This is a genomic window from Pseudomonas sp. DY-1 (assembly GCF_003626975.1).
Lineage (GTDB): Bacteria > Pseudomonadota > Gammaproteobacteria > Pseudomonadales > Pseudomonadaceae > Metapseudomonas.
This window is the reverse complement of record NZ_CP032616.1, coordinates 3275951-3288717: the sequence shown is the minus strand read 5'-3', so window position 1 is coordinate 3288717 and position 12767 is coordinate 3275951. Positions and strand designations below refer to the sequence as shown.

Below are 12767 nucleotides of genomic sequence, written 5' to 3'. Positions count from 1 at the left end.
CCATGCATGCGTTGGTGAGCTGGGACGGAGCACCGCCCAGCCCGTTTACGGAACTCGGGGTGTCAGTGCAGCTTGTCCCGCTTGGCCAGGCCGGGGAACAGCTTCATCCACAGCCCGGTCACGATCAGTGTGCCAACGCCGCCCATGACCACCGCCGGAACGGTGCCGAACCAGGCGGCGGTAACGCCGGACTCGAACTCACCCAACTGGTTGGAAGCGCCGATGAACAGCCCGTTCACCGCACTGACGCGGCCGCGCATCTCGTCCGGGGTATGCAGCTGCACGAAGGCGCCGCGAATCACCATGCTGATCATGTCCGCCGCGCCGAGCACCGCCAGCACCGCCAGGGAGAACCAGAAGGAGGTGGATAGCCCGAAGGCGATGGTCGCTACGCCGAAGATCCCGACCGAGGTGAACATGATCCGGCCCACGTTGCGTTCGATGGGGAATCGCGCCAGCCAGAAGGACATCAGCAATGCACCGACCGCCGGTGCCGAACGCAGCAGGCCCAGGCCCCAGGGGCCGGTGAGCAGGATGTCCTTGGCGAACACCGGGAGCAGGGCGGTGGCACCACCCAGCAGCACGGCGAAGAGGTCCAGGGAAATGGCGCCGAGGATGTCCGGGCGGCTGCGGATGAAACGGATGCCCGCCAGCAGGTTTTCCAGGTTGGCCGGAGCCTTGTTGGCCGGCTGCTGCCTGCTGGAGAGGCCCAGCATCAGGACGCAGGCGGCTATATAGAGGACCGCCGTGGGACCGTAGACCCACAGGCTGCCGAAGGCGTAGAGCAGGCCACCAAGGGCCGGCGCGACGATGGTGGCCGCCTGCATGGCCGAAGCCGAGGCCGCCACCGCGCGGGGGAAGAGTTCCTTGGGCACTACGTTCGGCAGCAACGCCTGGGTAGCCGGCATCTCGAACGCCCGGGCGGCGCCGAGGACGAAGGCCATCAGGAAGATCAGTTCGCGGCTGGCGCTGTCGGTGGCGCTGGCGAATACCAGCACGCCTGCCACCAGGGCCTGGAGAACCTGGCAGATCGCGGCGACGCGGCGACGGTCGAAGCGGTCGGCCACATGCCCGGTGTGCAGCATGAACAGCACGCGCGGCAGGAACTCCACCAGACCCACCAGGCCCAGGTCGAGCACGTTGCCGGTGAGTTCGTAGATATGCCAGCCGATGGCGACTGTGATCATCTGGAAACCGCTTGCCGTGCAGACGCGGGCGAACCAGAAAGCCAGGAAAGGACGATGGTGGCGTAGGAGGAGGGCCTGAGACATATCCGGAAAAAGCTTAGGCTGCTATCGATGGCGCAGCCTAGCACGGCGGCGGAAACATGCGGTTGCATTTGCCGAACAGAGCGTTCGATCAGCGCCTGCTCTTCGGAAATTTCTGACCAAAGAGACAGATTTACCCTTTGTCTCTGTCAGTGATTTCGTTAGAATTTGACTTTCAAGTCAGGTTAATCCCTCCGACTACTCTCATATCTACGACCCTTCTCCCCGAAAGGGCCGACAACCGTGTTTGCACAAAGAAAAGCGCCGGCCAACGCCGGTCGATGAGGAACGGGCATGTCCACTCCTGAGTTATCCCGTCGCGCCTTCCTGCAAGGCAGCGTCGTCGCCGGCATCGGCATCACCCTTGCACCCTTGGGCAGCAAGGCCTTCGCCGCTCTGTTCGAAGAACAGGTCACCCGCACGCCCGAGCCCTGGTACACCGCGGGTGGCCAGGCCCGTGGGCGAATTGACGGTGTCAGCAAGGTCTGCGGCGGCAAGGTGTTCGCCCGTGATATCCGCGCCAAGGACATGCCGGGCTGGCCGCAGCAGCAAGGCCACGCGCTGCTGCTCAAGGCCACCCGTGCCGATCACCTCTATCAAGGTTTCGACCTGTCGATGCTGGGCGAAGAGCTGAAACCGGATCGCGTGGTGACCGCCGCCGATCTGGCGCGCGACGGCATCGCCTTCCCCGAAGGCCACAGCCCGGACCCCTTCCTGCCGGAAGGCCAAGTGCCCATGTTCATCGGCCACCCGGTCGCGCTGCTGATCTGGAAGGATTTCGACCGCTACCGCCGCGCGAAGAACATCCTCAAGTTCAACGAGAAGGTGGTGCGCTACGGCGCCCAGGCTCCGCTGTACCAGCGCGACCCCTACGGCAGTTTCCGCTTCGTGCGCGTTGGCGGGGCCACGCCTTTCGAGCCGGACACCTTCTCCAGCCTGAAGGACAGCATGCTGTTCCCGCTGATCCGTGAGCGCAAACCCACCTGGGGCGCCGGCAACCCGGCGGGCGACCTGACCGCCCAGGGCATCTACCACGCCGAGCAGATGCAGTCGAAGCTGGCCAATCCGCCGGAAGGCTGGATGGTCTTCGACGAGCGCTTCAAGACCCAGTCCATCGAGCCGGCCGCCCTGGAAGCGGACAACGGCAACGGCTGGTACGACCCGGCTACCGGCACCCTGCATTTCGTCGTCGCCACCCAGTGCCCCTTCGAAGTGGCCGAGCAGACCGCGCACATGTTGGCGCCGTCGCGCTTCAAGGTGCAAAAACTGAATATGCACCCCGGCTACACCGTGGGCTACGGCTCCAAGGACAACAACATCTTCGTGTTCTACGCCGCCCTGGCCGCCATCTATGGCGACGGCGTGCCGGTGCGCCTGGCCAATGACCGCTACGAGCAGTTCCAGAGCGGCATCAAGCGTCACCCCTTCGACATGCACTACCAGTTGGCGGTGAAGAAGGACGACCTGTCGTTCCAGATCTTCCGCGCCCACATGGACGTCGACGGCGGCGGCCGCATCAACTACAGCCCCTCGGTAGCCGCCGTGGGCGCCACCGCCGCTCAGTCCATCTACTACCTGCCGCAGAGCGACCTGGCCGCCACCGCCTATCACTCACGTGGCGTCGAAGCGGGCTCCATGCGCGGCTACGGCACCCTGCAGACCATGGCCGCCACCGAGATGATGGTGGACGAGATCGCCGCGCGCCTGGGCGTCGACCCCATTGAGTTGCGCCGCAAGAACGTCTTTAAGTCCGGCATGAAGAACACCCAGGGCGCCATTCCCGCCGGTGCCTTGCGCCTGGAGGAAATCCTCGACAAGGTCGCGCAGCACGAGGTCTGGAAGTACCGCGATGCACGCAAGCGCGAGGAAGAGGCGAAAGACCCGGACAACTACTACGGCGTCGGCTTCGCCATCTGCCAGAAGGACTTCGGCACCGGCTCCGAGGCGCCGATGGCCAGCATCGAGTTCACTGCCGATGGCCGCGTGACGCTGCGCCAGATCGCCATCGACATGGGCACCGGCATGGCCACCTCCCAGGCGCTGCTGGTGGCTGACTACCTGGGCCGTCCGGCGCATGAAATCCGCACCGGCGTCACCGAGTGGGCCGAACTGGACCTGACCACCAGCGGCAACCCCTACCTGATAAGCCAGTCCGAACAGGACGCCGCGCTGAAGAACCCGCGCTGGGTCGGCAAGCTGGCCTCGCCGTCCTCGGCCACCAACTCGGCCTACTACTCAGGACACGGCACCCGCGAAGCGGCACGCATCCTCTTCAACCACGGCCTGTGGCCGGCCGCGCTGAGCATTTGGGGCCGTGGCGAGTTCGGCGGCCTGGCCAACCCTTACGTGGTGCGCCGCGAAGACGCCAACTGGGTCGAAGGCAAGCTGACCGCCAATGGCCTGCCGCCCATTCCGTTCGAGTTGCTGGCGCACAAGGCCCATGAACTTGGCCTGGTCACGGGTGTCAGCGTCCACGGCTTCAACCGCTGGGCCTGGGCCGAGGGCGAGTTCGAGATCGACGGCAAGCGCGACACCTTCCCGCTGGACGCAGTGGCCGTTAAGTACGGTGACGGTGCCGCCAAGGAGAAGAAGGCGAAGATGACCAGCCACGGCTACCACCTGCTGGACCGTACCGCCATCACCTATCCGCCAACCCAGTTGAACAACGCCATGGTCACCTACTACAGCCCGGTGGCGACCCTGGTCGAATTGAAGGTGAACAAGGGCAGTGGCGAAGCGCGAGTGATCAATCATCACTCCTGGCTCGAGTGCGGCCGGGTCATCGTGCCGGAGCTGGTGCGCGGCCAGCTCGAAGGCGGTATCGCCATGGGCATTGGTCACGCATTGCTGGAAGAAATGCCGTTGTACGAGGGCGGCCCCGGTGAGGGCACCTGGAACTTCAACCGTTACCAGCTGCCTCGCGCCAAGGACTGTGCGGTCTGGAAGCAGACCGCCGAAATCCTTCCGCCGCTGTCGCCCAGCGATCCGGCCAAGGGCATCGCCGAAGTGGTGATGATCCCCGTCGTCGGAGCCATCGTGAACGCCGTGGCACACGCCACCGGCAAGCGCCTGCGCGACCTTCCCCTGACTCCCGCCCGCATCAAGGAGGCCCTCCATGGCTAAGCGCGCCCTCAGCATGACCCTCAACGGCCAGGCCATCGGTCCGTTCACCGTGGATGACGACCTGATGATGATCGAGTTCCTCCACGAACACCTGAACCTGACCGGTTCGCGCCTGGGCTGCGGCCAGGGTATCTGCCACGCCTGCGTGGCGATCCTCGACAAGCCCGATGGCACCAGCGAGGAGATCCGCACCTGCATTACTGGCGCGCATTTCTTCGATGGCAAGAAGGTGCGCACCATCGAAGGCCACGCCAAGCGCGATGCCAAGGGTGAAGTCACCGAGCTGAACCCGATCCAGCAGAAGTTCATCGACCAGTTCGCCTTCCAGTGCAGCTACTGCACCCCCGGCTACGTCAACGCTGCCACCGTGCTGGTGGAAAAGCTCCAGCGCCAGCCGGTCAAACGCAGCGAACTGGAAGGGGAGATCGAACACGCCCTGGGCAACCACATCTGCCGTTGCACCGGCTATGTCCGCTACTACAACGCCGCGCGCGAAGTGGTGGAAGGCCTCGGCCTGGTCAAGGAGGGTTAAGGATGCGTGCAATTCTCCTCGCGGCGCTGCTGCTGCCCCTGACTGCCCCTGCCGCTGAACAGCCCGCGGACAAGGCGCTGATCGAGCGCGGCAAGTACCTGGCCCGCGCCGCCGACTGCGTGGCCTGCCACAGCATCGAAGGCGGTGCCGAGTACGCGGGCGGTCTGCCGCTGGTGTCGCCGTTCGGCACCATCTACGGCACCAACATCACGCCGGACAAGGAGCACGGCATCGGTCAGTACAGTGCCGACGAGTTCTTCAAGGCGGTGACCCAGGGTGAGCGCAAGGACGGTGGCAAGCTCTACCCCGCCATGCCCTACACCTCGTACCACCTGCTCAAGCGTGAAGACTCCGACGCCATCTACGCCTACCTGATGAGCCTGGAGCCCATTGCCAAACCGAGCCCGAAGACCGACCTGGCCTTCCCGTTCAACGTCCGCTTCGGCATGACCTTCTGGAACATGCTTTATAAGAACCGGGTGCAGCTCGAAGCGGCTGATGGCAAGGGCGAGGAGTGGCAGCGCGGGCAGTACCTGGTGGAAGTGCTCGGCCACTGCGGCGAGTGCCATACCCCGCGTAACGCGCTGGGTGCCCTGCAGCAGGACCTGCGCATGACCGGCGGCGTGATCCTCGGCTACGAGGCACCGAGCCTGTTGGCCAAGGACCTGGCCGAGCGCGGCTGGACCACGGACGACTTGTCCACCTTCCTCAAGCACGGCATCAGCGATCAGGGTTCGGTATTCAACGAGATGTACCCGGTGCTGCACCACAGCACTCAGTACCTGCCTCAGGATGATCACCGCGCCATGGCCACCTACCTGCTGGGCGAAGAGCCGCCGGCGCCGCGCAAGATAGCCGCCGTGGCCGAGGCGAAACTGGGCGAAAGCGCCGCTCGCGGTCGCCAGGACTACCTCAACGTCTGTGCCGGTTGCCATGGCGCGGCAGGAGAGGGCGTGCCGCACGTGGCGGTTGCCATGAACGGCAACACCACCCTGCGCCTGGCGGATTCCCGCAACCTGCTACGGGTGATCGACGACGGCATTCGCGAACAGCAGTTCACCGGTTTCGAACGGATGCAGCCAATGCCCGGCTTCAGGGATAAACTCGACGACGGCCAGATGCGCGACCTGCTCAATTACCTGCGCCAGACCTGGGGCGGACTTGAGGGAAAGGTGAGCCCTGAGCGGGTGTCGGAGCTGCGCGGCGAGGTCCTGTCGTCTCACTGATTAGGGTATTTCCCACGATGCAACACCTCGATCTGCTGGTGGTGCGCAAGGCGCTGGAGTGGTCCGCTTCTGGCCAGCGCGTGTGGCTCTGCACGGTCCTCGCGACCTATGGCTCGGCGCCTCGCGCGCCGGGTTCCCTGCTGGCGGCCACCGCCGACGGGCACTGGATCGGCTCGCTGTCGGGCGGTTGTGTCGAGGATGACTTCCTCGAACGCCTGGTCGCCGGTGCCTTCGCCGAGCCAGTTCAGCTGGTGCGTTATGGCGACGGCAGCGATACCCATTCGTCGATCCGTCTGCCCTGCGGCGGCATTCTCGACGTGCTGGTGGAAAACCTGCCCTCCGATTGTGATGTCCAGGCGCACCTGCGAGAGCTGGAAACGGCCTTGGCCGGCCAGCGCCGCTTGATCCGCGAGGTCGCCCTGCCCGAGGGCGCGCGTCGGTTGTTGCCGGACCGCGAACATGGCCCGCGGGTGGAGCGCCTGGGCGACCTGCTGCACCTGCGCGTCGGTGCCGCCCAGCGCCTGCTGCTGGCGGGTTACTCCACGGTGGCCCAGGTATGCGCCGAGTTTGGCCAGAGCCTGGGCTTTGAAGTGGTGCTCTGCGACCCGCGTGACGAGGCGCTGCAGGGCGTCGAGCTGCCGGGCGTGGAAATCCGCCGCGAACTGCCCTCGGAGTTCATCCGCCTGGGCGGTTGTCATGCCGATACCGCCGTGGTCGCCCTGACCCACGATCCTAAGATCGACGATCTGGCGATGATCGAAGCGGTGCGCACCGAGGCTTTCTACATCGGCGTGATGGGCTCGATGGCCACCAGCGCCAAGCGTATGGAGCGCCTGCGGCGGATCGGCGGCCTGAACGAGGCGGAACTCGACCGCATCATTGCTCCCATCGGCCTCAACCTGGGCAGCAAGACCCCGTCCGAAATCGCCCTGGCGGTGCTCGCGGATATCCTGCGGGTTCGTAATGGGATTGCGCGGGAAAGGGTTTGATCAAACGAAGTCAGTCGCACCAATCCCCTACAGTTCCATCGCCCCGGGAGATGAAGGATGTCCAATGTCCCCGCCCTGATCCTCGCCGCTGGCTTCGGTACCCGCTTTGGCAGCGACAAGCGTCGCGCCACCCTGGCCGACGGCCGCACGCTGCTGGCAGCCAGTCTTGAGCGGGCCAGGACGGTGTTCGACGAGGTGCAAGTGGTGCTGCGCCCGGAGGACGACCCGACGGTGTTGGGGTTGCCGGAGGGCTGCAACATCATCCTTTGTGAAGATGCCGGGCGGGGCATGGGCCACAGCCTCGCGGCCGGTGCGCGGGCACTTGCCAATGGCGAGGCCGACGCCATCGCCGTATTGCTCGGGGACATGCCCTGGATCGCTGAATCCAGCCTCCGCGCGCTACTGGGCAAGGCTGCGCCGGGCCGTATCGTTTTCCCTGTCCATCACGATGAGCGTGGTCATCCCGTGCTGTTCGGCCGGGAATTCTGGCCGGAACTCTGCGCCTTGACCGGCGATGAAGGGGCGCGCCGGGTTCTGCGTGCCCATGCGGCCGCCTGGGTGGCGGTTGGGGTGGACGATCCGGGGGTGCTGCGGGATGTGGACAGCCCCGAGGCACTTCTACCGTAGGTTGGCGTAGAGCGCAGCGAAACCCAGCAAATCCGAAACAAGCGCGTCGTTGGGCTTCGCTGCGCTCTGCCACAACCTACAGTCCCCCGCACTCCACGCGGCGCGCGGCCGCGCGGCAACCTGTCGCGCGGCAACGAACCACAGCTTCCAAAATGCCTTGACCGGCTACTCTCTATGCATTGCTTGATCCGCGTCAAAACCCCCGGCGCGGGTTTGTGAAGGGCCGACCTGGCCCGCATCCAGTCGCAGCAGACCCCACAAGAACAATTCGGTCCGGCCCGGCTCCTCTATCCGATGGAGTCGTTCGGGACCTGTACCCGTATCAATCTGATTAGAGGATTCGCCATGTTCGGATTGGAGGCTCTCGATCTCGCCCGAATGCAGTTCGCCTTCACCGTGTCCTTCCACATCATCTTCCCGGCCATCACCATCGGCCTGGCGAGCTACCTCGCCGTCCTGGAAGGGTTGTGGCTGAAGACCCGCGAGGAGGTCTACCGCGACCTCTATCACTTCTGGTCGAAGATATTCGCCGTGAACTTCGGCATGGGCGTGGTCTCGGGCCTGGTCATGGCCTACCAGTTCGGTACCAACTGGAGCGCCTTCTCCGACTTCGCCGGCGCGGTCACCGGGCCGCTGCTGACCTATGAGGTGCTCACCGCGTTCTTCCTCGAGGCCGGCTTCCTCGGCGTCATGCTGTTCGGATGGAATCGCGTGGGTCCGAGCCTGCACTTCTTCTCCACGGTGATGGTGGCCATCGGCACCATCATTTCCACCTTCTGGATCCTCGCCTCCAACAGCTGGATGCAGACCCCGCAGGGCTTCGAGATCATCTACGGCCGCGTGGTACCGGTGGACTGGCTGGCGGTGATCTTCAACCCGTCCTTCCCCTATCGCCTGCTGCACATGGCCACCGCCGCCTTCCTCGCCACCGCCTTCTTCGTCGGCGCCTCGGCGGCCTGGCACCTGCTGCGCGGCCGCGACAACCCGGCGATCCGCAAGATGCTCTCCATGGCCATGTGGATGGCGCTGATCGTGGCCCCGGTACAGGCGTTCATCGGTGACCTGCACGGCCTCAATACCCTCAAGCACCAGCCGGCGAAGATCGCCGCGATGGAAGGCCACTGGGACAACAGCAGTGGCGAAGCCACCCCGCTGATCCTCTTCGGCTGGCCGGACATGGAGCGTGAGGAAACCCGCTTCAAGGTCGAGGTTCCCTATCTCGGCAGCCTGATCCTGACCCACAGCCTGGACAAGCAGGTACCGGCGCTGAAGGAGTTCCCCAAGGAAGACCGGCCCAACTCCACTGTGGTGTTCTGGTCATTCCGCATCATGGCGGGCCTGGGCATGCTGATGATCCTCACCGGCATCTGGAGTCTGTGGCTGCGCTGGCGCGGCGGGCTGTTCCAGTCCCGGCCGTTCCTCTACCTGTGCTTGTGGATGGGCCCGTCCGGGTTGATCGCGATCCTCGCCGGCTGGTTCACCACCGAGATGGGCCGCCAGCCCTGGGTGGTCTATGGCTTGATGCGCACGGCCGATGCGGTGTCCAACCACAGCGTGACGCAGATGAGCCTGACCCTGGTGAGCTTCGTGGTGGTGTACTTCGTGCTCTTCGGCGCGGGCCTGGGCTACATGATGCGCCTGGTGCGCAAGGGCCCGGTCACCCACGAGGGCAAGGAACAGGGTATCGGCGGCCCCGGCCAGCACCGCACGCCTGCACGCCCGCTCTCGGCGACCGAAGAGGGTATGGACGATGACGACAATGTTACCGAGGTAAGGAGCTGAACCATGGGCGTCGATCTTTCACTGATCTGGGCGATCATCATCATCTTCGGCGTGATGATGTACGTGGTGATGGATGGTTTCGATCTCGGAATCGGCATCCTCTTCCCCTTCGTCAAGGATGACGGCGAGCGCGACGTGATGATGAACACCGTCGCGCCGGTCTGGGACGGCAACGAGACGTGGCTGATCCTGGGGGGCGCCGGCCTGTTCGGCGCTTTCCCGCTGGCGTACTCGGTGGTGCTTTCGGCGCTCTACCTGCCGCTGATCCTGATGCTGCTGGGGTTGATCTTCCGTGGCGTGGCCTTCGAGTTCCGCTTCAAGGCCAAGCCGGCCAAGCGCCACCTGTGGGACAAGGCGTTCATCGGCGGTTCCATCGCCGCCACGTTCTTCCAGGGTGTTGCGCTGGGCGCGTTCATCGAGGGCATCCCGGTGGTGAACCGCACCTTTGCCGGTGGCTCGCTGGACTGGCTGGCGCCTTTCCCGATGTTCTGCGGCCTGGGTCTGATCGCCGCTTACGCGTTGCTCGGCTGCACCTGGCTGATCATGAAGACCGAAGGCCGCTTGCAGCAGCAGATGCACGACCTGGCGCGACCGCTGGTGCTGGTGATGCTGGCGATTACCGGCCTCGTCAGCATCTGGACGCCGCTGGCCCACGAGGAAATCGCTACCCGCTGGTTCAGTCTGCCCAACCTGTTCTGGTTCATGCCGGTACCGATCCTGGTGCTGGTGTGCACCTGGGCGTTGCTGCGCGCCGTGGCGAACAACGCCCACCACTCGCCCTTCGTGCTGACGCTGGTGCTGATCTTCCTCGGCTACAGCGGCCTGGGCATCAGCCTCTGGCCCAACGTAATCCCACCGTCCATTTCCATCTGGGAAGCAGCGGCACCGCCGCAGAGCCAGGGGTTCATGTTGGTGGGCGCGCTGTTCATCATCCCCTTCATCCTGATGTACACCGCCTGGAGCTACTACGTGTTCCGCGGCAAGGTGACCCAGGAAGACGGCTACCACTAGGAGCGGCCTGTGGATAAGTCAGAGAAGAAACCGCTTTGGCAGCGCCTCGGCTGGCTGGTGGGTATCTGGGCCCTCAGCGTGTTGGCGCTTGGCGCTGTGGCCTACGTGCTGCGGATGTTCATGACGGCGGCGGGGTTGAGTACGCACTAGGCGTGCTCTCTCATTACTTGTAGGGGCGAATGAATTCGCCCCTACAGGGTTTCAGTGGCCTGGTGCAGCTATTTGCTCGCCTTCAACACCACGAACTTCGGTGTCGCCGCCACCTGCTCCACGCCCCGGAACAGACGCTTGAGCTTGGCGTGGTAGCCCAGGTGGCGGTTGCCCACGATCCATAGCTCGCCACCTTTCACCAGTGCATTGCGCGCTTGCACGAACATGCGCCAGGCGAGGAAATCGCCTACAACCTGCTGCTGGTGGAACGGCGGATTGCACAGCACCAGGTCCAGCGAGTCCCCCGGCTGCTCTGCCAGACCGTCGCCTGCACGGATATCCGCAGGGCGTTCGCCCAGGGCCGCGCGCCAATTCTCCTTCGCCGACTGCACGGCCATGTAGGACTCGTCCACCAGGGTCATCTGCGCCTGCGGGTTGGCCAGCGCATAAACGATGCCGAGAACGCCATTGCCACAGCCCAGGTCTGCCGCACGGATATCCGCCAGGCTGCGCGGCAGGTGCGGAAGAAAGGCACGGGTGCCAATGTCCAGGCCTTCGCGGCAGAACACGTTGGCGTGGTTGATCAGCGTCAGGCGTGGCTGGTCCAGTTGGTAGCGGGTGGGGTAGGGCGAAGCAGGTGCCGGCTTCTGTTCGGCCGTGGCGATCAGCAGGCGTGCCTTCTTCACCGCCAGAGATGGCTGCATCGGGCCGATGTATTTCTCCAGCAGGTCGCCAGCGGCGTGGGGCAGGTGCTTGACCATACCCGCGGCTACCACCGTGGCGCCGGGGGCGAGTTGGCCATGCAGGCGGATCAGTTGTTCCTCCAGCAGTGCCAGGGTTTTGGGAACGCGCACCAGTACCCGGTCGAACGGGCCTTCGGCCAGTTCACTGGCGGCCACGAAGCGCACGCGCCCGGCATCCAGTTCGTTGCGTGCCAGATTGCGTTGCAGGGCGATGTGGCCGAGGTGGGAGTCGCCGCTGCTGGTGACGTGCGCGTGGGTGGCCAGGCTGGCGGCCAGCGCGCCGAAGCTGTCATTCAGTACCAGGATGCGCGTATCGCTGGCGATGCCCTGTTCGTGCAGGTGGTTGAGCAGGTACTCATCGGCGGCATCGAAGGCCTGCAGCGGGTCGTCCTGCTGTTCGGGCTGGCGAACGAGATCGAGCTGGGCAAAGGGCGTAGCAAATATAGGCATAAGAACCGGCGGTGTTTCTGAAGGCCGCTTTGCGAGACACTGAAGCGGCCTTTGAACGAATCGGAAAGAGTGGGAGCGGAGTATGACCGCCAGCGAAGAGAAGTTCACCCGTCAGACCCTGCTGGATGTCGAGACCCTGACGCCCAGCCTGTTCACCCTGCGCACGACCCGTGACGCGGGGTATCGCTTCAGAGCCGGGCAGTTTGCCCGCCTGGGCGTGACCAAGGCCGACGGCAGCACCGTCTGGCGCGCCTATTCCATGGTTTCGGCGCCCCATGACGAGCACCTGGAGTTCTTCTCCATCGTCGTACCGGGGGGCGAATTCACCAGCGAGCTGTCGCGCCTCGCGGTAGGCGACACCCTGATGGTGGACAAGACGTCCTTCGGCTTCCTCACCCTCGACCGTTTCGTCGATGGTCGCGACCTCTGGCTGCTGGCTACCGGCACTGGGCTGGCGCCGTTCCTGTCGATCCTCCAGGACCTGGAGGTCTGGCAGCGTTTCGAACGGATCATCCTCGTCTACAGCGTGCGCCAGGCTGCGGAGCTGGCTTATCAGCCGCTGATTGACGACCTGAAGAACCGCGATTACCTGGAAGGCGTGGCCGACAAGCTGCTGTACATCCCTGTGGTGACCCGCGAGGAAGTGCCCGGCGCGCTGCATGGGCGTATCACTACGTTGATCGAGAACGGCGAGCTGGAACGCGCCGCCGGCCTGGAACTCACCCCGGAGCACTCCCGCGTGATGCTCTGCGGTAACCCGCAGATGATCGACGACACTCGCGCGGTGCTGAAAAAGCGCGACATGAACCTGAGCCTGACCCGCCGGCCGGGGCAGGTGGCGGTGGAGAACTACTGGTAGGTAGTGT

Annotated in this window: 11 protein-coding genes; 9 read left to right on the top strand and 2 right to left on the bottom strand. The window is 64.8% G+C overall.

The features are described 5' to 3' along the window. Positions 1 to 62 precede the first annotated feature (62 nt). Positions 63 to 1271, bottom strand: a complete 1209-nt coding sequence (locus D6Z43_RS15490) for an MFS transporter (RefSeq protein ID WP_120653041.1) — start codon at positions 1269 to 1271, stop codon at positions 63 to 65. A gap of 291 nt (positions 1272 to 1562) precedes the next feature. Between D6Z43_RS15490 and D6Z43_RS15485 the strand changes: the two genes are divergently transcribed. From D6Z43_RS15485 to D6Z43_RS15450, 8 genes are all read left to right on the top strand, one after another. After that, entirely contained in the window at positions 1563 to 4391 is a 2829-nt protein-coding gene (locus D6Z43_RS15485; protein ID WP_120653040.1) for a xanthine dehydrogenase family protein molybdopterin-binding subunit, read from the top strand. Then, the gene (locus tag D6Z43_RS15480) at positions 4384 to 4923 is read left to right on the top strand and encodes a (2Fe-2S)-binding protein (RefSeq protein ID WP_120653039.1); all 540 of its coding nucleotides are present in this window, start codon (positions 4384 to 4386) and stop codon (positions 4921 to 4923) included. Before D6Z43_RS15485 ends, D6Z43_RS15480 begins: the two co-directional genes overlap by 8 nt. A gap of 2 nt (positions 4924 to 4925) precedes the next feature. Beyond that, positions 4926 to 6149 (top strand): cytochrome c, encoded by a 1224-nt coding sequence (locus D6Z43_RS15475; protein ID WP_120653038.1) that lies wholly within the window; start codon positions 4926 to 4928, stop codon positions 6147 to 6149. A gap of 17 nt (positions 6150 to 6166) precedes the next feature. Then, positions 6167 to 7138, top strand: a complete 972-nt coding sequence (locus tag D6Z43_RS15470) for an XdhC family protein (protein WP_120653037.1) — start codon at positions 6167 to 6169, stop codon at positions 7136 to 7138. Between the two features lie 57 nt (positions 7139 to 7195). Then, complete coding sequence (locus D6Z43_RS15465; RefSeq protein ID WP_120653036.1) at positions 7196 to 7765, top strand: NTP transferase domain-containing protein; 570 nt, start codon at positions 7196 to 7198, stop codon at positions 7763 to 7765. Positions 7766 to 8110: 345 nt separating this feature from the next. Then, the gene (locus tag D6Z43_RS15460) at positions 8111 to 9547 is read left to right on the top strand and encodes a cytochrome ubiquinol oxidase subunit I (protein ID WP_120653035.1); all 1437 of its coding nucleotides are present in this window, start codon (positions 8111 to 8113) and stop codon (positions 9545 to 9547) included. 3 nt (positions 9548 to 9550) lie between these two features. After that, positions 9551 to 10558: a cytochrome d ubiquinol oxidase subunit II gene (gene cydB, locus D6Z43_RS15455; RefSeq protein ID WP_120653034.1), complete on the top strand. Its 1008-nt coding sequence runs from the start codon at positions 9551 to 9553 to the stop codon at positions 10556 to 10558. A 9-nt stretch (positions 10559 to 10567) separates the two neighbouring features. Beyond that, positions 10568 to 10708: a DUF2474 domain-containing protein gene (locus tag D6Z43_RS15450; RefSeq protein WP_120653033.1), complete on the top strand. Its 141-nt coding sequence runs from the start codon at positions 10568 to 10570 to the stop codon at positions 10706 to 10708. Between the two features lie 68 nt (positions 10709 to 10776). Here the strand turns inward: D6Z43_RS15450 and D6Z43_RS15445 are convergent, their stop codons facing one another. Next, positions 10777 to 11901, bottom strand: a complete 1125-nt coding sequence (locus D6Z43_RS15445) for a class I SAM-dependent methyltransferase (RefSeq protein ID WP_120653032.1) — start codon at positions 11899 to 11901, stop codon at positions 10777 to 10779. Positions 11902 to 11983: 82 nt separating this feature from the next. On the opposite strand from D6Z43_RS15445, the gene D6Z43_RS15440 reads away from it, so the two are divergent. Next, positions 11984 to 12760 (top strand): ferredoxin--NADP reductase, encoded by a 777-nt coding sequence (locus D6Z43_RS15440; protein WP_120653031.1) that lies wholly within the window; start codon positions 11984 to 11986, stop codon positions 12758 to 12760. The last annotated feature ends 7 nt before the right edge of the window (positions 12761 to 12767 follow it).